Genomic DNA, 21440 nt, shown 5'->3' on the forward strand with positions numbered 1-21440 from the left:
CGGCTCCTAACGTCTCGATCATGAGCGCCGCTCCGTCGCCTGGAGACCGTTGCACTGCCTGTGGACACGCTCTGGGCGCTCCCCAGCCTCTGGTGCGCGTCCTGTGGACCCGGTGTGTCTGGGGCTCACGGTGTCGCCACGTGGTCGATCCGTCTCCGGTATGGGCGGACCAGTTGTGCGGATGCAACGGCCGCCAACATCGTGGCCGGAACCAGTCGCTCTCAGTAGGCGCCGCGTGAGCCGACGACGGCGCTGAAGGTCTTCGCGAGGATCGACAGGTCCTGCATCATCGACCAGTTGTCGACGTAGTAGAGGTCGAGTCGGATCGCCTCCGGCCAGGACAGGTCCGAGCGGCCGGAGACCTGCCACAGACCGGTCATGCCCGGCCGCACGCGCAGCCGGCGTTGGGCGTCGCGGTCGTACGTCGCCACCTCGTGGGGCAGCGGCGGGCGGGGGCCCACCAGGCTCATGTCGCCGCGCAGGACGTTGATCAGCTGCGGCAACTCGTCGAGGGAGAAGCGGCGCAGCAGGCGACCCGGCGTGGTGACCCGGGGGTCGTCCTTCATCTTGAAGAGGCCGCTCTCGTAGCCCTGCTCCTCGTGGAGCTTGGCGAGCAGCTGCTCGGCGTCGACCACCATCGTGCGGAACTTCAGGCACTCGAACTTCCGGCCGTCGAGTCCGACCCGGGTCTGCTTGAAAGTGACCGGGCCACCGTCGTGGGTGCGGATCCGCAGGCTGATCGCCAGGAGTAGGGGAGCGAAGAGCGAGAGGAGCGCCGCCGACCCGACGATGTCGAAGAGCCGCTTGCCCCACCGGGAGGCGTCCGTGGCGGTCGGCGGGTCGATGTGCATCAACGGCAGGCCGCCCACGGGACGGACCTTGATCCGGTCGCTGGAGATGTCGGTGACGCTTGGAGCGACGACCACCTGGACGTCCTCGTGCTCGAGCTGCCAGATCATCTTCCGCATCTGGTTGCTGGAGCCCATCGAGCCGCCCGCGAAGAAGATCACGTCGACGTCGGTGAGCGCAGCGATCGAGGCGGCCTCGTCGATGTTGCCGTAGACCGGGATGCCGCTGGCGGTCTCCTCGCGCAGGTCGTGCTCGGGTGTCAGCGCGCCGGCGACCTGGTAGCCGAGCCAGGGCTCGCGTCTCAGCACGGAGGCGATCTCGTCGATGTGCGGCTCCGACCCGGCGATCAGCACCCGCTGCTGCAGCGCGCCGCGTCGACGCAGCCCGTGGATGGCCTTACGCAGGAAGTAGCGGCCCAGGATCAGCGACGGCAGTCCGAGGGCGAAGGTCGGGACGAAGAAGCCGCGCGCCAGGTCGAACTTAGTCAGGTAGCAGGCGATGCCGATCACGCCGGCGGTTGCCAGCGTCGCGTTGCTGACCCGCTTGAACTCCTCGGTGCCGGCGCCGAAGACGTTGCGCCGGTAGCCGCCGGCCACCACGATCGCCAGCAACCAGCAGAACAGGATGGCGGGGCCTGCCATCCCGAGGGTGCCGACGACGTTCGCCGAGCGAGCGAAGATGTCGAGCTGCTCCCGACCGAGCGCGGCGAGGCCGCCGATCCCGGCGATGACCACGAGGTCGAGGGTGAGGGCGGTGGCCGGCAGCATCCGCAGGTGCCGGGTGGGCGCCGCGGTCGCGAGGCGCTCCCGACGATCCGAGATCAGGGTCATGCCAGTTCAGTCCTGTCACCCGTGAGGAAGGTGAGTGCCGGGTAGATAGTTGTCGCCGTCAAGAGTCCATCCTGACTCACGGCCGCCCCCGTCGCCACCTGTTGTCCGATCCTTAACACGCGCTCACGGACCCGAACCACGCAAGACACATCAACCCCACTGCATCACACAGTGTGCGCCAGGGCAGGCGGTTCGGCCAAGTCGTTCCGCACCCCCATCCAATGGATGAGACGTGCGTCACATCCCCGGATGGTGGGCCACGTGGACGGTGGTGGCTAGAGTGCCGCAGTTGCACGGGGACGGGCGCTCGAGGGGCGACCCCACGCGGCGCCGCCCACGCCCGGGCGGACCGTACGACTGGAGAGGTGGACTCTGTCCGTGGCCGGAACCCGCAAGATCGTCACCGTGCATTCGCCCGTCCCGGAGGCGGCGCTCAATGCGCTGCTGACCGGGATCGAGGACGCACTCCACAGCAGTGGCGCGTCGCGGGTCTGGATCGACGGGACCGGGAGCCCCGACATGGTGGTGATGGCCGACTTCGCCCCGCGCACCGGCGGTCCGGGCGAGGAGCGTCCGTAGCCCGGAGGTGTGCGTCCTCCCGCGGCGGGTCGGGGAGGAGTACGCTGAGCGCGGCTTCTCGGGCCCGGGATGTGCGTGTGTCGAGAAGCTCGATGACCACGAAAGAGGCGGCGGCCATGACGACTCGCAGGATCCTCACGCTCCATGCGCCGGTCGGGAAGTCGGTGCTGGACGGCGTGCTGACCTCGCTCGAGCAGACGCTGGTCGATGTCGGCGCGGAGCGGGTCTGGATCGATCCCACCTCCGCGGACGACCTGACCGTGCTGGCGGACTTCCCCGAGCCGGCCACGAACGAGCACGCGGTGCCGGCTCCGCGGGCCGTCGAGGAGGCCGAGGGCCGCAAGTGCGTCGGCCGCTAGCCGGACCCGCGGCCGCCGTCCAGCGCTGGCTCGAGCCTTACCCGATTTTCGGTATCTCCGGCGCGTCGCGGTTCGCGCGATCGCGCGAGGGGCAAACTCCCCACATGTGGTGGCTCCTGGTGGGCGCGGGCCTGTGGTGGCTCGTGGTGCCGCTCCCGTTGGCGGTCCTCGTGGGTCGCGCCTTCGCCGCGGCCGGCGAAGAGGAGCCTGCGGAGATGCAGCTCACGGAGATCGGCTGAGCCGACGGCGTCACCGACCGGGGCCGGACTCGTTGAACCGGGCATGATCCCCGCAAGTACTCAGAGCCGCCAGGTGGCCGAACGCCGCATCCTGACCCTGCACGTGCCCCAGCGGCCGCACGTCGTCGACGAGGTGCTCACCGCGATCGAGGGCGCCCTGCTCGGCGCCGGTGCCGCGCACGTGTGGATCGATCCGTCCTCCGGCGAGGACATGACCGTGATGGCCGAGCTGCCGGTGGCCGCGGACGCGCTCGAGCCGGGGCCCCACGCGGTGGGCCTCCCGGCGCCGCGGGCGGCGTCCTAGTCGGCTGTCGTCAGTGCGCGTGGCTGCCGGCCGCGAGGTCGACCCGGTCGGGCTCGCGCTGGGTGGGCAGGTCCTCCAGCCGCTTGCCGGGGGAGGCCAGCGCCACCACGCCGCTGAGCAGCAGCAGCACGCCGCACGCCACCTCGGCGCCCACGGTGCCCCCGATCTCGTGGTTGGCGAGGAACCCGCGCAGGACCAGCCCGACCCCGCAGAGCAGGATGACCAGGGTCGAGAGCAGGTGCCGGCCGGGCTGGCCGAACAGGATCCGCAGCGCGCCGGCCGAGCAGAGAATCGAGAAGCCCAAGGACCAGTTCGCGTTGGTCTGGGAGACGTAGCCGATCGGGTAGAGCCCCCACTGGGCGACCAGCAGGAACAGCCCCACCAGCGCCGCCACCATCGCGGCCGCGTTGGCCAGCGGCGGGCGCGGCGCGTTCCTCGAGCTGTACTCCTCGAGCAGCCGGACCCGGTCGAGCTCCCGGGACTTCCGCCGCACCTTCGGGTCCTCGAGCATCGCGCCCGGCTTCACGCCCTCGCGCTGCTCGCCGTGGACCGCCTGCTTGACCTCGTCCTTGGGCGCGACCCGGTGCGCGTCGTACATCACCCCGCCGCGGACGCCCACCGTGCCGCCGACCAGCAGCACGACCACGCCGGCGATCGCCCAGATCCACGAGGTGAACGCGACGCCGAGGCCGATCAGGACGGCACCGGCCAGCGCGAGGATCAGGCCTAGCCAGACACCGCGGGGCTTGACGGTGGGCTGCTTGTGGTCAGACATGAGGGAAGCCTTTCTGTGCTACGGGGCAATCAGTTACCTACCCAGTTGGGGCCGGGTTCTCACGTCCTGTGTCGGGATCTCGAGGCTCGTCGCTTCTCGCACCTCGATCAGCGGGGCTGCTTGAGGGTCAGGCCGTGGCCGGGGGCGTCGCTCGGGGTCAGGTGCGCGTCGATGGGGTCGGGGCAGCCGTCGAAGAGCCGCTGCTCGATCCGCACGTGGTCGTGGAACCACTCCAGGTGGCGCAGCCCGGGGGAGGCGGCGGCGACCGGGAGGGAGACGTACGGCGCGCAGTGGCCGCTCAGCGGCACGTGCTGCGCGTGCGCGGCCGCGGCGATCCGGCGCCACTCGGTGTACCCGCCGCACCGGGTGACGTCGACCTGCAGGCAGTCGACCGAGGGCGCCATCCGCTGGAAGTAGGTGAGGTCGTAGCCGTACTCACCGGCCGTGACGTCGGCGGTCACCCCGTCACGCACCCGCGCCAGCCCGGGCAGGTCGTCGGAGGTGACCGGCTCCTCGAACCAGACCACGCCCAGGTCCTCCAGCGCCCGGCCGACCCGGATCGCCTCGCCGGCGGAGTAGCCGCCGTTCGCGTCCACGAACAGGTCCGCCCCGTCGTCGCGGGGATCGCCGGCGACCTTGCGGGCCAGCGCGGCCCGCTCCAGGTCACGGTCCACCCGGCTGCCCCAGGACTCGCCGATCTTGATCTTCACCCGGCGCAGCCCGAGCTCGCACCAGCCCTCGACCTGGGTCCGGAGCCGGTCGTCGTCGTACGTCGTGAAGCCGCCGCTGCCGTAGACCTCCACCGGGTCGGGGTCGACGCCCCAGAGGCGGTGCAGCGGCACGTCCTGGAGCCGGGCCGCCAGGTCCCACAGCGCGATGTCGACCGCGGAGATCGCCATCGCGACCAGGCCCGGGCGGCCCGCGTTGCGGACCGCCCGGACCATCGCGTCGTTCGCGGACTCCGGGGCGAGGGCGTCGCGGCCGGTCACCACGTCGGCCAGCAGGCCGTCCACGACCTGGGCCGCCGCGGCCGGGGCGTAGGTCCAGCCCAGCCCGGTCCGGCCACCGGCCTCCGCCTGGACCAGCACGATCGTGGTGCTGTCCCAGGTCAGGGTGCCGTCGCCCTCCGGGGCGTCGGTCGGGATCGTCTCGGTCCAGGTCCTGAGGGTGGTGATCGGGGTGTCCGTGGCTGCTGCCCTGCCTTTCGTTACGGGGTCTCGATACGCTCGCTACTCGACCAGCGACAGCTTCGGGGTCTCGATACGCTCGCTGGCGCTCGCTACTCGACCACCGAGCCCGTTCTGGGGTCTCGATACGCTCGCTGGCGCTCGCTACTCGACCACCGAGCGCGGGTCTCGATACGCTCGCTGGCGCTCGCTACTCGACCACCGAGCGCGGCGGTCAGTCGTGGTCGTGGTGGGGGAGGAACTCCTGGGCCTTGGTCTTGATGCCCTCCTTCATCACGCCCCAGCGGCTGGCGTCGCCCTTGATCAGCGCCTTCGCGGAGTTGGTCATCTGGTCGAGGGTGGCGTGCGGGGGGATCGGCGGGATGTCCGCGTCGCAGTGCACGTCGAGGACGTAGGGGCGGTCGGCGTTCAGGGCGGTCTCCCACGCGGCGGCCAGGTCCTCGGGGTCCTTCACCTCGATCGCGCCCAGGCCGATCGAGCCGGCGAACCCGGCGTACGAGATGTCCGGCAGCGCCTGGCTCTCCACGAACTTCGGCGTGCCGCCCATCGCCCGCAGCTCCCAGGTGACCTGGTTGAGGTCGTTGTTGTGCAGCACGCAGACCACCAGCCGCGGGTCGTCCCAGGTCTGCCAGTAGCGGGAGATGGTGACCAGCTCGGCCAGACCGTTCATCTGCATCGCGCCGTCGCCCTCGAAGGCGATCGCCGGGCGGTCGGGGTGGGCGAACTTCGCGCCGATCGCGTACGGCACGCCCGGGCCCATCGTCGCGAGGTTGCCCGAGAGCGAGCCGCGCATCGCACCGCGGAACTTGATGTGGCGGGCGTACCAGTTCGCCGAGGAGCCGCTGTCCGCGGCGATGATCGCGTCCTGGGGCGCCTGCTTGGAGAACTCCCAGAAGATCCGCATCGGGTTCACCGGGTCGGCCGAGACGTGCGCCTCGTCCTCCATCGTGTCCCACCACTTCTCCACGCCGGCACAGATGTCCTCGTGCCAGGACCGGTCGGTCTTGCGCTCCAGCATCGGGATGAGCGCACGCAGGGTGGTGGCCGCGTCGCCGACGAGGTTGACCTCGTAGGGGTAGCGCATCCCGATCATCGTGCCGTCGATGTCGATCTGTACGGCGCGGGCCTGGTCGAGGTCAGGCATGAACTGGGTGTAGGGGAAGCTCGACCCGATCGTGAGCAGCGTGTCGCAGCCCTGCATCATCTCGTAGCTCGGCCGGGTGCCGAGCAGCCCGATCGACCCGGTCACCCAGGGCAGCTCGTCGCTGAGCACGTCCTTGCCGAGCAGCGCCTTGGCCACCCCGGCGCCGAGCAGGTCGGCCACCTCGGTGATCTCGCCGGCGGCACCCCGGGCACCCTGGCCGACCAGCAGCGCGACCCGCTTGCCCGCGTTCAGGATCTCCGCGGCCTGCCGCAGCGCCTGGCCGTCGGGGGCCGCGGTCGGCCAGCTGATCCCCAGGCTGGAGGGCACCATCTTGAACTCGTGCTGCGGCGGGGAGTAGTCCAGCTCCTGCACGTCGTTGGGGATGATGATCGCGGTCGGCGCGTGCCGGGTCATCGCGGTCCGGATCGCCCGGTCCAGCACGTTGGGCAGCTGCTCGGGGACCGTCACCATCTGCACGTAGTCGCTGGCCACGTCCTTGAACAGCGTCAGCAGGTCGACCTCCTGCTGGTAGGACCCGCCCATCGCGGTCCGGTTGGTCTGGCCGACGATCGCGACCACCGGCACGTGGTCGAGCTTGGCGTCGTAGAGACCGTTGAGCAGGTGCACGGCACCCGGGCCGGAGGTGGCCATGCAGATGGCCGGCTTCCCGGAGAACTTGGCGTAGCCGACCGCCTCGAAGGCGCTCATCTCCTCGTGCCGGGACTGGATGAACCGCGGCTCGTCATCGGCCCGGCTGAACGCGCCGAGGAGGCCGTTGATGCCGTCCCCGGGATAGCCGAAGACCTGGTCCACGCCCCATTCCCGCAAGCGGGAGAGCAGTTGGTCGGCGACGGTGGTCATGTGGTGCCTCCTTCGGTAGGGATCGTGCGGTGTCGAGGGTGGGGAGTGATCAGGACCGGGCCCGGCCGCGGACGGCCTCGGCGAGCACCTCGGCGAGGTGCCGGCCCTCCTTGCCCCCGGAGTCGAGCTGGTGGATCTGGGTGCGGCAGGAGAACCCGTCGGCGAGCACCAGCGTGTCGTCGTCGGCCTCCCGCAACGCGGGCAGCAGCACCTGCTCGGCGCAGGCCTCGGAGACCTCGCCGTGGCCGGCGGTGAAGCCGAAGTTGCCGGCCAGGCCGCAGCAGCCGGACTCCAGCCGGGTGCAGTCCACGCCGGCCTTCTCCAGCAGCTGGGTGTCGGCGTCCCAGCCGAGCACCGCGTGCTGGTGGCAGTGCACCTGCGCGACCGCCTTGCGCTCCTGCTCCGGGTCGAGGCGGGGCGGCTCCCACCCGTCGGTGTGCTGGGTCAGCAGCTCGGCGAAGGTCACGGTGTGGTCGCGGAGCCGGCGTACGTCGGGGTCGTCGTCGCCCAGCAGGTCGGGGGCGTCGGAGCGGAACACCGTCGTGCAGCTCGGCTCGAGCCCGACCACGAACCCGCCGTCGCGGACGTGCGGCGCGAGCGCGGCCACGGTCTTGCGCAGCTGCTTCTTCGCGGTCTTCAGCTGGCCGGTGGAGATCCAGGTCAGCCCGCAGCACAGCGGCTCGGTCGGGATGTCGACCTCCCAGCCGGCGTCCTCGAGCACCGTGACCGCGGCCTGCCCGACGTGCGGGTGGAAGTAGTTGGTGAAGGTGTCCGGCCACAGCAGCACCCGGCCCCGCTTGCCCGGCGCGGGCCTGTCGGTGCGCTCCTGCCACCAGCGCTGCAGCGACTTGGCCGCGAACTCCGGCGGGTCGCGGTCCTCCAGTCCGGCCGCCTTCGAGGCGAGCTTGCGCAGCGGGGTGATCGACGCGGCCCGGTTGACCGCCGGGGCCAGCCGGGCCTTCTCGATCGCCCGGGCCGCGATCGGCAGGTAGCCGGTCGCGTAGTCCGCGCGCGGCCGCAGCCGGCCGGCGAAGTGGTGGGCGAGGAACTCCGCCTTGTAGGTCGCCATGTCGACATTGGCCGGGCAGTCGGACTTGCAGCCCTTGCAGGCCAGGCACAGGTCGAGCGCCTCCTTGACCTCCTCGGAGCGCCAGCCGTCCTTGATCGGCCCGTCGCCGTGCCCGTCGAGCATCTCGAACAGCAGCCGGGCGCGGCCGCGGGTGGCGTTCTGCTCCTCGCCGGTCGCCTGGTAGGACGGGCACATCACCGACCCGCCGTCGTGGGTGAGCTGGCGGCACTTGCCGACGCCCACGCACCGGTTCGCGGCGTTGGTGAAGGAGTGGTCGTCCTCGGGGTAGTCGAAGAACAGCGGCAGCGGCTGCCGGGGCGCCCAGTGCCCGCCGAGGCGCAGGTTCTCGTCGAGCCCGTACGGCGGGGTGTCGTTCTTGGGCCGGATCACCTTGCCGGGGTTCATCAGGTCGCGGGGGTCGAAGAGCGCCTTGACCTGCCCGAACAGGTCGACGACCTCCTCGCCGAACATCTTCGGCAGCAGCTCGCCGCGGCTCTGCCCGTCGCCGTGCTCGCCGGACAGCGACCCGCCGTACGCCACGCACAGGTCGGCGGCGGACTCCATGAACCGGCGGTAGGTCGCGACGCCCTCGGCGGAGGTCAGGTCGAACGGGATCCGGGTGTGCACGCAGCCCTGCCCGAAGTGGCCGTAGAGGGAGGGGCCGGTGTCGCTGGCGTAGCCGAACTCCTCGAAGAGCTTGCGCACGTCGCGCAGGTAGTCGCCGAGCCGGTCGATCGGGACCGCGGAGTCCTCCCAGCCCTCGAAGGTGTCGGGCCGGTGCGGCACGTGCGCGGTGGCGCCCAGCCCGGACTCGCGGACCATCCAGAGCTCGTGCTCCTTGTCCGGGTCGTCGTAGAACGCGACGTCGGGGGCCTTGCCCTGCTGCTCGAGGTCCTTGATGCACTCCCGGGCGTAGCGGTCGGACTCCTCGGTGTCCTCCCCGCCGAACTGCACCAGCAGGAAGCCGGTGCCCTCGGGCAGCTCGTCGAGCGCCTCGCCGTTCATGCCCTTGAGCTGCTGGTCGTGGACCAGGTAGTGGTCCACGCCCTCCAGCGTGACCGGCTGGTGCTCGACGATCGCCGGCACCGCGTCGGCGGCGGTCGCGATGTCGGGGTAGCCCAGCACGATCAGCGTCTTGGCCTTGACCACCGGCACCAGGGTCAGCTGGGCACGCAGCACCGTGACCAGGGTGGCCTCGCTGCCGACCAGGAAGCCGGGGATGTCGAAGCCGAACTCGGGCAGCAGCGAGTCCAGGTTGTAGCCCGAGACCCGGCGCGGGATGTCGGGGTAGCGCTCGCGGATCAGGTCGCCGTGGTCGTCGCGGAGCCTCCGGAGCTCTCGGTGCAGCTCGGCGACCCGGCCGCCCTGGGTCGCGACCGCGGCGTACTGGTCGTCGTCCAGCTTCCGGGCGGTGAACCGGGTGCCGTCGTGGAGCATCACGTCGAGCGCGACCAGGTTGTCGACGACCTTGCCGGTGCGCTGCGCGGTGGCGCCGCAGGAGTTGTTGCCGATCATCCCGCCGATCGTGCAGTTCGGGTGGGTCGAGGGCTCCGGGCCGTAGCGCAGCCCGGTGTCGGCGAGCTGGCGGTTGAGCTCGTCGAGCACGATGCCGGGCTCGACCCAGGCGGTCCGGTTCTCGGTGTCGACCTCGAGCAGCCGGTGGCAGTGCTGGGTGAAGTCGATGACGATCGCCTCGTTGCAGCACTGGCCGGCCAGGCTGGTGCCGCCGCCCCGGCTGACCAGCGGCAGGCCGAGCTCGTGGCAGACCCGGACCGCCTCGGCGGCCGCGTCCGTGGTCCGGGGCGTGACCACGCCGAGGGGGACCTGGCGGAAGTTCGAGGCGTCGGTGGAGTACGCCGCGCGGGTGCCGGCGTCGAAGGCCACCTCGCCGTCGACGCGCTCCTTCAGCAGCTGCTCGGCCCGCTGCAGGCGGTCGTCCTGATCCTGGTCCTGGTTCTGATTCTGGCCCTGGTGGTCCCGGCCCCGCTGGTCGCTGGCGATCGACACGTCACCCTCCCTCTCTCTGGTCGCGTGATCGGACCGGTACCCGTGCGCTGGAGCATGTATGCGTCGACGCACAGATTTTCGGGCACCGATGACCGGTCAGCGGTCATTCGGTCTAGTTGTCAGTGGTGCGCGGGGCTGTCGTCGGCGACCTCGGCCTGGATCTCCTCCAGCGAGCGGCCCTTGGTCTCGGGCACCCGGGCCGCGAAGACCAGGAAGGCCACGACCGCGATCCCGGCGTACAGCAGGAACGTGCCCTGGCGGGTGATCGCGCCGGAGAGGGTCAGGAAGGTCGCGGCGACCAGGAAGTTCGCGCCCCAGTTGGCGACGGTGGAGACCGACATCGCCGCGGAGCGGACGCCGATCGGGAAGATCTCGGCGATCATCAGCCAGAACACCGGGCCCAGGCCGACCGCGAACGCCGCGATGTAGAGCAGCAGGCCGCCGAGCGCGAGGTAGGGGGCGTGCTGCTGCAGGGTGCTGGACCAGAAGTACGCCGTGAGCACCGCGAGCGCGACCGTCAGGCCCGCGACCCCGGTCAACAGCAGCTTGCGGCGCCCAACCTTGTCGAGCAGCAGCACCGCGACGACCGTGAACACCACGTTGGTCACGCCCACGAAGACCGTCTGGGTGATCGAGGAGGAGTTGGTCAGCCCGGTGTCGGCCAGGATCGTCGGCGCGTAGTAGATGACGGTGTTGACGCCGACGAACTGCTGGAAGACCGCCAGCGCCAGCCCGACCAGCAGCAGCGGCCGGATCCGGGGCTTGAGCAGCTCGCGGACCTTGGTGTCGCCCTCGCGGCGGTTAGCCTCCTCGATGTCCTCGAGCTCCTGGTCGATGTCGGCGTCCTCGTCGCCGGCCCGCAGCTTCTCCAGGGTGTCGCGGGCGCGGTCGCGCTGGCCGTCGCTGACCAGCCAGCGCGGGGTGTGCGGGACGGTCAGCATCCCGACCGCCAGCACCGCGCCGGGCATCGCGGCGAGGCCGAGCATCCAGCGCCAGTTGTCGGTGACGTCCTTGAACAGGAAGTCCACGACGTAGGCGATCAGGATCCCGGAGGTGACCGCGAGCTGGTTGAACGAGACCAGGCCGCCGCGGACCTTCGGCGGCGCGACCTCGGAGATGTAGAGCGGCGCCACGAACGACGCCGTACCGACCGAGAGGCCGAGCACGAACCGGAACGCGATCAGCATCTCGGCGTTCACCGAGAACGCGCAGCCGAGCGCGCCCACGACGTACACGACCCCGGAGAGCACCTTGGTCCACCGGCGGCTGATCCGGTCGGCGAGGTAGCCCGAGGCGATCGCGCCGATCATCGCGCCGATCAGCAGCACCGAGACGATCGCCTGCTGCTCCAGGGTGCCCGCGTGCAGGTCGTCCTTGATGAACAGCAGCGCCCCGGAGATGACGCCGGTGTCGTAGCCGAACAGCAGCCCGCCGATCGCGGCGATCACGCTGACGCGGACCAGCAGCCCGTTGCCGCTCTCGCGCATCCCGCCCACGAACGACGTGGCGCTGGTGTCCTGGTTCTTCCCCTCTGCCGGCACGGCCGTCTCCCCTCGCTGACGCATCGACGTGCTCGATGAATTGCGGGGGTGGTACCCGAGGTCTCGAGGTACATGCGCTGGCGCACAGATTTGTGCGGGGGTGGGGTGGGGGCCGAGCTCAGCGCTCGGGGTCAGTGCCGGCGCCCGGGGTCAGTCCCAGCGCTCGGGCGGGGGTGGGGCGGCCTCCAGGGTGGGGGCGGCCAGCGACATCAGGCCGCCGAGCAGCAGCAGCGCCCCGCAGAGCCCCTCGTAGACCAGCACCCAGGTCGGGTCGGCGGTGAACAGGAAGGCACGGAGCAGGAACCCGACGCCCGCGACCAGGATCGCGGCCACCGCGACCAGGTGCCGTCCCGGGTTGCCGACCAGGATCCGCAGTGCGCCGGCGAGGGAGATCATCATGAAGCCCAGCGCCCAGTTGGCGTCGGACTGTCCCTGGAGGTCCTGGGGGAAGAACGCCCACTCGGCGTACATCACCGTCAGCGACACCACGAGCGCCAGCCAGGCGCCGGCCGGGGCCGTGGGTGGGCGCGGCGCGGTCCGGCGGTACGACGCGAGCCGGGCCCGGTCGTCGTAGTGGAACAGCTCCGCGGTGGGCCGGGTGGCCGGCACGGTCGGCTGGGCGGTCGGCTGAGCGGTCGGCTGCGGCACTGCCGGCGCGGCCGGCGCGGCCGGGGCAGCCGGCGCGGCTGGGGCTGTCGCTGCGGGTGCCGCTGTGTCGGGGGCCGGGTCGGTCTTCCGGTGCCGGCCCCGGATGAGGGGATGGGTGTGGGTGCGCGCCATGGCGCCGCCTCCTGCTCGACGGGACGAGTCCAGCGTCGGCTCGGGCGGCGGCCCGCGGTAGGGCTGAGGGTCCCGGGTCGTTCGGCCCCCGCCCCGGCGTACGCCCGGGTGTCAACGAGCGCCGACTCGGCGTACTCCCGGGTGTCAACGAGCGCCGACTCGGCTCTCGTTGACACCCGGGCAGACCAGCACACCGGGGGGCACGGCGGGCGGCTCAGGGCAGGTCGTCGGTCAGCGTGACGACGACCTTCACCTCCTGCGACCCGGGCTGCTCGAAGGCGGCCGGGGCGTCGGCGAGGGGGATCTGGGTGGTGATCAGCCGACGCAGCCAGTCGGTGTCGGCGGCGGCGAGCGCGTCGGCGGCGGCCTGGTAGTGGCGCAGGTTGGCGTTGACCGAGCCTACGACCGCATCGTTCTCGAGCACGATCTCCCGGCTCAGCCCGCCGCCGTCGACCGACAGCGACCGGCCGGTGGGGGAGACGCCGGTCAGGCAGACGATGCCGTAGCGGCCGGTGCCGCCGATCGCGTCGAAGACCAGGTCCGGTACGCCCGTGCCCTCGATCACCACGTCGGGGGTGAGCGCCTCGAGGGCCTTGTCGAGCGGCTCGTGGTGGTACGTCGCGCCGAGCGACTCGACCAGTCCGGGCTTGGGACCGTCGGTGACCCGGTCCAGCACGTGCACGTCGAGGCCCTTCTGCACGCCGATCATCGCGGCGAGCAGCCCGATCGGGCCGGCGCCGGTGACCAGCACCGTCTCGGGGTCGAACCAGGCGCGCGAGCCGACCCGCTCCACCTGCTCCCACGCCTTGGCCACCACGCTGGTCGGCTCGGTGAGCACGCCGGCCAGGCCGAGGTGCTCGGCGACGCGGACGGCGTACTCGGTCGGCACCGTCCACTGCTCGCTGCCGAACCCGTCGATCTCCTTGATGCCGCGCTCGGTGTAGCGGCCGTTGCGGCACATGTCCCACTCGCCGTGGGCGCAGGCGCCGCACGGCTCCGGGTCCGGGCGGCGGACCACGCCGGCGACCAGGTCGCCGGCGGAGAACCCGCTGCCCTCGGGCGCCTGCAGCACCCGTCCGAGCGACTCGTGGCCGAGCACCAGCCGGTCGCGGCCGGACGGCGACCAGCCGTACTCACCGCGCACGATCTCCTTGTCGGTGCCGCAGACCCCGAGCGCCAGGCCCTGCACCAGCAGCTCGCCGGCGCCGGCCTGCGGGTCGGGGACGTCCTCGACCCGGGCCGAGCCTTTGCTGCCCGGCTGGACGGTGAGGGCTCTCACGAGGCGTGCCGGTCGTTGGTGCCGGACTCGGGGTGCGTCAGGTCGGCCACCGCGAACCCGCTGGCCAGCGCGGCGCTGACCAGCGCCGCCCGCCGGTGGCCGGGCGCGACCGCGGCCAGCCCGAGCATCGAGGCGGCGTGGATCGCGTCCACCGCCGCGTCGGCCTCCGGCACCCACCTGCGGTGCAGCCAGGGTCCGCCGGCCCCCTGCACGAGGTACCTCGCGCCGAGGATCCGTACGACGGCCCGGGTGCCCTTGCCGTTAGTGGCGCCGGTGAGCCGGAGCGGCAGCCCGGGCCGGGTCAGGCAGAGCCCGCCGAGGACCAGCCGGGCGACGTCCGGGCCCCTCATGCGGCCCGCCGAGCAGCCCAGGCGACCGCACCCGCGGTCACGGCCGCGGCCGCCACCCCGAGCGTGCCGTGGTGCTGGGAGCACCACAGCTGCGGGGACCGGGCGTGGGCCTTGGAGTCGAACTGGCCGTGCGCGCCGAAGTCGTGGCCGTCGGGCCCGTCGGCCGGCTCCCACAGGTTGGCCGGCTGGTCCTTCGGCTTCGGCTCCGAGGTCTGCTGGGAGGAGTAGCCGGTCTTCGCGAGGTAGCGGTCCAGCAGCCCGCCCGCGAAGTGGTTGCCGAGGATCGTGCCGACGGTGGAGGCGCCGACCCAGTACTCCCGGCGGTTCGGGTGGTCCGCGGCGTGCACGATCGCCCGTGCGGCCACCTCCGGCTGGTAGATCGGCGGCACCGGCTGCGCCTGGTGCGGCAGCCGCGAGAGCACCCAGCTGAACTGCGGGGTGTTCACCGCCGGCATCTGCACCAGCGTCACCTTGACGTTGCTGTGGTCGTGCATCAGCTCGGTGCGCAGCGACTCGTGGAAGCCCTGCAGCGCGTGCTTCGCGCCGCAGTACGCCGACTGCAGCGGGATGCCCCGGCGACCCAGCGCCGAGCCGACCTGCACGATCGCGCCCCGGTCGCGCTGCTGCATCCGCTTCAGCGCGGCCCGGGTGCAGTTGACGAAGCCCAGGTAGGTCACCTCGGTGACCCGCTCGAACTCCTCGGGCTCGATGTCCATGAACGGCGAGAACACCGAGGTGAACGCGACGTTCACCCACACGTCGATCGGGCCGAGCTCGTCCTCGATCTGCTGGGCGGCCTTCTCCACCGCCTGGTGGTCGGAGGTGTCCACGCTGATCGGCAGCGCCCGGGCGCCCGCCTTCTCGACCTCGGCCGTCACGCCGTCGAGGCCGGTGGTGCCGCGGGCCAGCAGCGCCACGGAGTCACCCCGCTGGGCGAACATCCGGGCCGCCGCACGACCGATTCCTCCGCTGGCGCCGGTCACTACGACCACTCGTTTGCTGCTCATGCCTGGTCCTCCTGCTGTCTGGTTCATGGTCTGTCGTCTGGTGTCGGTCCGGCCCGGCTCAGCGTCCGCGGGCCTGGAACCCTCGCGAGCTCACTCCGGCCTCGCCGAGGCGCTGCGCGGCCTCGAGGAGCGAGGCGTGCACGAACGCCTGCGGCAGGTTGCCGCGCAGCTGGCGCTGGATCACGTCGTACTCCTCGGTGAAGAGCCCGGGCGGGCCGAGCGCCCCCCGGTTGCGCTCGAACCACCGCAGCGCGGCGGCCACGTCGCCCTGGACGAGCGCGGCGAGCGAGAGGTGGAACCCGCACAGCAGGAACGCGCCCTCGCACTCGTGCAGCGGCCGGTCGGGGTCCTGACGGAACCGGTAGACGAAGCCGTCGTCGGTGAGCCGGTCCACGATCTCCTCGACCGTGCGCAGGTTCCGCGGGTCCTGCGCCGGCACCGCGCCGCGGATCCCGGGCAGCAGCAGCGAGGCGTCCACCTCGGGATCGTGGGGGGAGCGCTGCCAGTAGCCGTCGGAGTTCAGGCAGTCCCGGTCGACCGAGGCCACCAGCTGGTCGGCCAGCGCCTGCCAGTCCTGGGCCCGGGCGCCACCGCGTTGTTCGGCGGCCGCGCGCAGCCCGGCGGCGCAGATCAGCCGGGAGTGCGCCCAGCGCCGGTCGTCCAGCTCCCAGATGCCGGCGTCGGCGTCGCCGCGGCGCTGCTCGATCGCGCCGACGAGCACCTCGATGGCCTTGGTGCCGTCGCCGTCCAGCCGGCCGGCCCGGTCGGCGGCGCTGAGCAGCAGCAGGCTCTCGCCGAACGCGTCGAGCTGGAACTGCTTGTTGGCGCGGTTGCCCACCCGCACCGGCGCGCCCGGGTAGCCGGGCAGCGGCACCCGCCGCTCGTCGGGCACGGGGTCGCCGTCCACGGTGTACGCCGGCCTCAGCTGCGCGCCGTCGGCGAGCACCCGCGCGGAGACGAACCGGGTCGCGGAGTCGAGCAGGTCGTGCCCGCCCACGGCCGCGGCGGCCTGTCCGGCGAAGCACTGGTCGCGGATCCACGCGTAGCGGTAGTCGTAGTTGCGGCCCTGGTCGGCCCGCTCGGGCAGCGCGGTCGTGGCCGCGGCGACCATCGCGCCGCTGCTGGCGGTCAGCCCGCGCAGCACGGCGTACGAGTGGTGGGACTCGCCGGGCGCGACCGAGGCCGACAGGTCGGGGACCGTCTCCTCCCAGGCCCGCTCGGTGCGCGCCCAGGCGTCGGGGGCGTGCGGCGGCTGGGCCGGCAGCGGCTCGCGGCTGATCTCCAGCACCAGGTCGTGGTGGCCGCCCTCGGCGACGTCGAGGTCGAGGGTGAGGTGGCCGTCCTGCAGCCGGGCGTGCCCGGGGGCGCCGGACCAGCGGTAGCGCAGGTCGCCGGTGTGGCCCTCCCACACGCCGTCCGCGCTGCGACGCACCGTCATCGGGTGCGTGCCGAACCCGGCCCGGCAGTCCAGCTCGATGCGCACGTGGGCGTCACCGAGGGTCGCCTCGACCCGGCGCAGCAGCACCACGCGGTCCCGCTCGCCCGGGAAGGCCAGTGCCTCGCGGCACTCGATCACCGCGTCGGTGGCGACCCAGCGGCTGCGCCAGATCAGCGTGTCCTGGTCGTAGGAGCCGCCCCAGACGAACCGGTCCGCGCGCGGGGTCACCGCGTAGCCGCCCGCGCCACCGAACAGCGAGGAGAACACCGCGTCGTCGTGCCACTGGGGGGCGCACAGGAACGCCACGTCGCCGCGCGGCCCGATCAGCGCCCCGCGTTCGCCGTCGGCGAGCACCGCGTACTGCCGCAGCGGCACCGGCGCTCCGATCGTCCTCGTCATGGCGTCCCGTCCTCGGCGCGTGTCTGCATAGTCGGCCTCCCTCCTGTGGCGGTCTGTTGTCGTAGACATACCCGGAACGGCGCGGATCTATGCTTCAGCGCACAGATTCGACAAACGGCCCGGAATCTGCTCGAGCAATTGCGGGCCGGCTGGCGCGGCCGTTTGACCCGCGTGGGACCGCCGGTAGAGGATCCGTCGGTGACCCGGACCTCCCGCTCCACCGACGAGCTGGCCGAGGCGTACCTGACCGCGAGCCGGGTGTTCGTCGGCCTGGCGGTGCAGTCCCTCGCCGCCGCCCCGGTGGAGATCACCCTCGCCCAGCACCGGGTGCTGGTGCTGCTGGCCTCCCACGGGCGCCAGCAGATCGGGGACATCGCCGCGGAGCTGCGGATCAACCCCTCCAACGCCACCCGGCACTGCGACCGGCTGCAGAAGCTCGGCCTGCTCGCCCGCCAGCGCTCCACCGAGGACGGCCGGGTGGTGCAGGTCGCGCTCACCGAGGCCGGCCGGCGGGTCGTCGACGCCGTCTCCGACGCCCGTCGCCAGGAGATCGCCCGGCTGATCGAGGAGATGCCGGTCGACGAGCGGTCGGCGGTGCTCGCGGCCCTGGAGTCCTTCGCCGAGGCGGCCAGCGAGCGCGCGGACCAGGACTGGGTCACCAACGTCTGGTGACCCACGAGGCACGCCGAGTCGGCGCTCGTTGACGCCGCAGGTACGCCGAGTCGGCGCTCGTTGACACCCCCGGCCCGCGCCGAGCCGGGTCAGGCGTCGAGCGCCTCGTCGCCGTCCTCGGAGTCGAACGGGTTCAGGGCGGCGAAGGCGACCAGCGCCGGCGCGATCAGGGCGAACATGAACCCACGGTGCCCGATGGACCTCGCCGGCAAACCCGCTCAGCGCGGGTAGGTGTCGCCGGCCTGCTGCCGGGCCGCCCACGCGCTGGCGACCATCTCGCGCAGGTCGTGGCGCATCCGCCAGTCCAGGTCGCGGGCGGCGAGCTCGCCGCTGGCCACGATCCGGGCCGGGTCGCCGGGGCGGCGCTCGTGCACCTCGGGGGTGAAGTCGATGCCGGTGACCTCGCGGATCGTGTCCATGATCTGGCGGACCGAGTGCCCGTCGCCGCTGCCCAGGTTGTAGACCCGCTCGAGCGGCTCGCCGGCCGCCAGCCGTCGCGCGGCGGCGACGTGCGCGAGCGCGAGGTCGGCGACATGGATGTAGTCGCGCACGCAAGTGCCGTCCGGCGTGGGGTAGTCCTCGCCGTTGATCCGCGGCGTCGCGCCCCGGTAGAGCATGTCGAAGACCAGCGGGAACAGGTTGTGCGGGCTCGCGTCGAACAGGTCGGTCGAGCCGGAGCCGACGACGTTGAAGTAGCGCAGCGAGGTGTGCCGCAGCCCGTGCGCCACCTCCGCGTCCCGCAGCAGCCACTCGCCGATCAGCTTCGTCTCGCCGTACGGCGACTCCGGGTGCAGCCCGGTGTCCTCGGTGACCAGGTCGACGTCGGGCGTGCCGTAGGTGGCCGCGCTGGAGGAGAACACCACCTTGTCGATCCCGCGCGCGGCCAGCTCCTCCAGCAGCACCACCATCGCGGAGACGTTCTGGGCGTAGGTGTGCAGCGGGCGGGTGACCGAGACCCCGGCGTACTTGAAGCCGGCGATGTGGATGACGCCCGCCACGTCGTGCTCGTCGAGGGCGGCGCCGACCGCGGCGCGGTCGAGCAGGTTCGCGCGGACGAACGGCACCCCCTCGGGCACGAACGCCGCGATCCCCGAGGACAGGTCGTCGATCACCACCGGCGCCAGGTCGGCCTTCTGCAGCGCTCGCACCACGTGGGCGCCGATGTAGCCGGCTCCTCCGGTCACCAACCAGGCCACGTCGTACTCCTCTGTCTCGGGTCTTCTCGGGCGTCTCGGACGCTCGGGGGTGCGGAACCCCGAGCGTAGTGGCCCGCGAACGGTCGAGGACCCGCCCGTACGGCGACGTGCATCGACCCCGGTCGCGGACCTACACTCGCCCGGTTGTGACCTGGAAGATCCCCACTGCCCTGCTCGCCCTCGTCCTGCTGGTCGCGGGCGTGGTCGGCGAGGTCGCGTGGTCCCAGCACGTCTCGGTCGCCGACGTCGACCTCTCCGCGGGGCCGACCCACCGCACGGCCACCCTCTCGCGCTCGCTGGATCGCACCGCGCTCGCCGAGGGGCCGCTGGCCGGCCGCACGATCGTGGTCGACCCGGGGCACCAGCTCGGCAACCACAACTACCCGCGCAAGATCAACCGGCAGGTGCCCGCGGGCGGGTTCCGCAAGCCGTGCAACACCACCGGCACCTCGACCGACGGCGGCTACCCGGAGGCGACGTTCGCCTGGCAGGTCGCGAAGCGGCTGCGGACGCGGCTCCAGCACCTCGGCGCCACCGTCCGGATGACCCGGCACAGCAACCGGCAGGACCGCTGGGGCCCGTGCGTCGACCGGCGCGGCCGGGCCGGCAACAAGGCCGGCGCCGACCTGAAGATCAGCATCCACGGCGACGGCAACTACGCCGCGGGCGCGCACGGCTTCCACGTCATCGCCCCCACCGACCGCCGGCCGTGGACCCACGACATCTACCGCTCCTCGCGCCGGCTCGCGCTGGCCACCCGCGCGGCGCTGCGGCACGCCGGGGTGCCGGTCGCCAACTACATCGCCGGCGGCGACGGGCTGGACTTCCGCGGCGACCTCGCCACGCTCAACCTCGCCGACGAGCCGACCGTGATGGTCGAGCTCGGCAACATGCGCAACCGGCGCGACGCCGGCCGGATGACCAGCGCCCGCGGCCGGGCGGCCTACGCCCGGGCGCTCGCCTCCGGCGCGCGGCACTTCCTGCACTGAACCGACGTCGTCCACTCAACCCACGCCGTTCCTGGATTGGAGGGGGTGGCGGCTGGGTAGCGTGTGGCCCGTGAGCACGCCTCCAGGCCTCGAGGTGCACGCCGACGACCTCGAGCAGATCCGCACGACGCTGGACGACGCCGGCCGGACGCTCTTCGGCCACGCCCACGACCTGGACACCGCGCCGGACGCCGGGGTCTCCTCGGGCGAGGTCGGGAACGCGCTGGCCGCGCTGAGCAGCGCCGTGGCCGGGCTGGCCCAGCACCTCGGCACGCTCAGCACCAACGTCGGCACCGCGAACGCCGACTTCACCGCGACCGACGGGGCGGTCTCCGACGCGCTGCGGCCGGGCGGGCCGGCGTACCCGGGGACGACGGCGCCGTGAGCGTGCTCGACACCGAGGCGTACGGCGACCCCGCGTCCTGCACCCGGGCCGCGGGCCAGTGCGGGACGGTCCGCACCGCCCTGCAGGAGGCCGGCTCGGAGGTGGACCGCGCCCGCTCGCTGGCCGGCAGCTGGCACGGCCTGGCCGGGGCGGCGTTCGAGGGCCAGGCCTCCGACACCGCCCGCGACCTGCACGAGCTCGGCACCCGGGTGCAGACGCTGGAGCACGCGCTCACCGACTTCGCGGGCGAGCTGACCGTGGTGCAGAGCCGGCTGGCGCACGCCCGGCAGGTCGCCGCCGCCGGCGGCGTGAGCGTCGCCGGCACGCAGATCACCCGGCCGGCACCGCCCGACGCGACCAGCCAGGGCGAGGTCGACGCGTTCAACCGCCGCGCCGCGGCGTGGAACGAGGCGGTCGAGATCGTCGACGGCGCCCGCGCCAAGGAGCGCGAGGCCCACCAGAACCTCGCCGACGGGATCACCGCCTCCACCGGCGACGGCTGGCTGGCGGACCTGATGCAGCGGCTGGGCTTCCTGCCGCCGGACTTCGCCGACGGCGTCGACCTCGGCGGCTACGCCTTCGGCCTGGGCGGCCTGGCCTTCGGCGCCACGGCCTCGATCCTGGTCAACGGCCGGTACGGCGTGTTCCAGCCGCGCACCGGCGGCCGGTTCGGCAGCCCCCGCGGGCTGAGCTTCTGGCAGCGGCTCGACGCGGGCCGGCGCGGCAGCAGCTTCCACGCCCGCCCGGGGATGGCCGCCGAGCGCGGCGCGTGGGCGAAGGCAGGCAAGTTCGGCGGGTACGCCGGTGGCGCGGTCACCGCGCTCACCGCGGGCTGGGACCAGTGGCAGTCCGACGCCGACGACCCCTCGCTGTCCGACCTGGACCGCGGCACCCGCGCGGTCACCAAGGGCGTGAGCACCGGCGCCGCCGCGTGGGCCGGCGGCGAGGCCGGCGCCTGGGCGGGTGGCGCGATCGGCACCGCGATCTGTCCCGGCGTCGGCACCGTCGTCGGCGGCGTGGTGGGCGGCGTGATCGGCGGCGCGGTGGGCGCCTTCGCCGGCAGCGAGCTCGGCGACTGGGCCATGGACGGCGCGACCGACGTGGTCGACGCGACCGCGGACTTCCTCGGCGACGCCGGCTCGGCCGTCGGGGACGTCGCCTCCGACGTCGGTGACGCGCTCACCTTCTGGGACTGAGAGGG

General features: G+C 72.6%; 20 protein-coding genes. 8 read left to right on the plus strand and 12 right to left on the minus strand.

The window, feature by feature from the left end; translation table 11 throughout:
* Positions 1-221: 221 nt before the first annotated feature.
* Positions 222-1679: a sugar transferase gene (locus tag BJZ21_RS02940; RefSeq protein WP_179662391.1), complete on the minus strand. Its 1458-nt coding sequence runs from the start codon at positions 1677-1679 to the stop codon at positions 222-224.
* Positions 1680-2057: 378 nt separating this feature from the next.
* Here BJZ21_RS02940 and BJZ21_RS02945 point away from each other — a divergent pair, with 378 nt between their 5' ends.
* The 4 genes from BJZ21_RS02945 (at position 2058) to BJZ21_RS02955 (ending at position 3160) form a co-directional block, all read left to right on the plus strand.
* The gene (locus BJZ21_RS02945; RefSeq protein ID WP_179662392.1) at positions 2058-2258 is read left to right on the plus strand and encodes a hypothetical protein; all 201 of its coding nucleotides are present in this window, start codon (positions 2058-2060) and stop codon (positions 2256-2258) included.
* Between the two features lie 116 nt (positions 2259-2374).
* Positions 2375-2617: a hypothetical protein gene (locus tag BJZ21_RS02950; protein ID WP_179662393.1), complete on the plus strand. Its 243-nt coding sequence runs from the start codon at positions 2375-2377 to the stop codon at positions 2615-2617.
* 104 nt (positions 2618-2721) lie between these two features.
* Positions 2722-2856 carry a hypothetical protein gene (locus BJZ21_RS21335; protein ID WP_281380815.1) on the plus strand — a complete coding sequence of 45 codons (135 nt, stop codon included), beginning with the start codon at positions 2722-2724 and terminating at the stop codon, positions 2854-2856.
* A gap of 73 nt (positions 2857-2929) precedes the next feature.
* Complete coding sequence (locus BJZ21_RS02955; RefSeq protein ID WP_179662394.1) at positions 2930-3160, plus strand: hypothetical protein; 231 nt, start codon at positions 2930-2932, stop codon at positions 3158-3160.
* A 10-nt stretch (positions 3161-3170) separates the two neighbouring features.
* Here the strand turns inward: BJZ21_RS02955 and BJZ21_RS02960 are convergent, their stop codons facing one another.
* From BJZ21_RS02960 to BJZ21_RS03005, 10 genes are all read right to left on the minus strand, one after another.
* A complete protein-coding gene (locus BJZ21_RS02960; RefSeq protein ID WP_179662395.1) occupies positions 3171-3935 on the minus strand; it encodes a hypothetical protein in 765 nt (254 codons plus the stop codon).
* A gap of 107 nt (positions 3936-4042) precedes the next feature.
* A complete protein-coding gene (locus BJZ21_RS02965) occupies positions 4043-5110 on the minus strand; it encodes an enolase C-terminal domain-like protein (RefSeq protein WP_179665470.1) in 1068 nt (355 codons plus the stop codon).
* Between the two features lie 226 nt (positions 5111-5336).
* Positions 5337-7127 carry a thiamine pyrophosphate-requiring protein gene (locus BJZ21_RS02970; RefSeq protein ID WP_179662396.1) on the minus strand — a complete coding sequence of 597 codons (1791 nt, stop codon included), beginning with the start codon at positions 7125-7127 and terminating at the stop codon, positions 5337-5339.
* Between the two features lie 49 nt (positions 7128-7176).
* A complete protein-coding gene (locus BJZ21_RS02975; RefSeq protein WP_343051924.1) occupies positions 7177-10203 on the minus strand; it encodes an FAD-binding and (Fe-S)-binding domain-containing protein in 3027 nt (1008 codons plus the stop codon).
* 119 nt (positions 10204-10322) lie between these two features.
* Complete coding sequence (locus tag BJZ21_RS02980) at positions 10323-11744, minus strand: sugar porter family MFS transporter (protein WP_218851255.1); 1422 nt, start codon at positions 11742-11744, stop codon at positions 10323-10325.
* A 150-nt stretch (positions 11745-11894) separates the two neighbouring features.
* Complete coding sequence (locus BJZ21_RS02985; RefSeq protein ID WP_179662398.1) at positions 11895-12392, minus strand: hypothetical protein; 498 nt, start codon at positions 12390-12392, stop codon at positions 11895-11897.
* Between the two features lie 346 nt (positions 12393-12738).
* A complete protein-coding gene (locus tag BJZ21_RS02990) occupies positions 12739-13803 on the minus strand; it encodes an alcohol dehydrogenase catalytic domain-containing protein (protein WP_179662399.1) in 1065 nt (354 codons plus the stop codon).
* Complete coding sequence (locus BJZ21_RS02995; protein ID WP_179662400.1) at positions 13800-14153, minus strand: hypothetical protein; 354 nt, start codon at positions 14151-14153, stop codon at positions 13800-13802. The genes BJZ21_RS02990 and BJZ21_RS02995 overlap by 4 nt, the downstream gene beginning before the upstream one ends.
* Entirely contained in the window at positions 14150-15160 is a 1011-nt protein-coding gene (locus BJZ21_RS03000; protein ID WP_179662401.1) for an SDR family oxidoreductase, read from the minus strand. The genes BJZ21_RS02995 and BJZ21_RS03000 overlap by 4 nt, the downstream gene beginning before the upstream one ends.
* 58 nt (positions 15161-15218) lie before the next feature.
* The gene (locus BJZ21_RS03005) at positions 15219-16997 is read right to left on the minus strand and encodes a glycoside hydrolase family 15 protein (protein ID WP_179662402.1); all 1779 of its coding nucleotides are present in this window, start codon (positions 16995-16997) and stop codon (positions 15219-15221) included.
* A gap of 198 nt (positions 16998-17195) precedes the next feature.
* Between BJZ21_RS03005 and BJZ21_RS03010 the strand changes: the two genes are divergently transcribed.
* The gene (locus BJZ21_RS03010; RefSeq protein ID WP_179662403.1) at positions 17196-17669 is read left to right on the plus strand and encodes a MarR family transcriptional regulator; all 474 of its coding nucleotides are present in this window, start codon (positions 17196-17198) and stop codon (positions 17667-17669) included.
* Between the two features lie 218 nt (positions 17670-17887).
* Here BJZ21_RS03010 and galE read toward each other — a convergent pair whose 3' ends face one another.
* Positions 17888-18865 (minus strand): UDP-glucose 4-epimerase GalE, encoded by a 978-nt coding sequence (galE, locus tag BJZ21_RS03015; RefSeq protein ID WP_179662404.1) that lies wholly within the window; start codon positions 18863-18865, stop codon positions 17888-17890.
* A gap of 146 nt (positions 18866-19011) precedes the next feature.
* Here galE and BJZ21_RS03020 point away from each other — a divergent pair, with 146 nt between their 5' ends.
* From BJZ21_RS03020 to BJZ21_RS03030, 3 genes are all read left to right on the plus strand, one after another.
* Positions 19012-19854 carry an N-acetylmuramoyl-L-alanine amidase family protein gene (locus BJZ21_RS03020; protein ID WP_343051925.1) on the plus strand — a complete coding sequence of 281 codons (843 nt, stop codon included), beginning with the start codon at positions 19012-19014 and terminating at the stop codon, positions 19852-19854.
* 70 nt (positions 19855-19924) lie between these two features.
* Complete coding sequence (locus BJZ21_RS03025) at positions 19925-20239, plus strand: hypothetical protein (protein WP_179662405.1); 315 nt, start codon at positions 19925-19927, stop codon at positions 20237-20239.
* Positions 20236-21435, plus strand: a complete 1200-nt coding sequence (locus BJZ21_RS03030) for a hypothetical protein (RefSeq protein WP_179662406.1) — start codon at positions 20236-20238, stop codon at positions 21433-21435. The genes BJZ21_RS03025 and BJZ21_RS03030 overlap by 4 nt, the downstream gene beginning before the upstream one ends.
* The last annotated feature ends 5 nt before the right edge of the window (positions 21436-21440 follow it).

This window comes from Nocardioides panaciterrulae, from assembly GCF_013409645.1.
Taxonomy (GTDB): domain Bacteria; phylum Actinomycetota; class Actinomycetes; order Propionibacteriales; family Nocardioidaceae; genus Nocardioides; species Nocardioides panaciterrulae.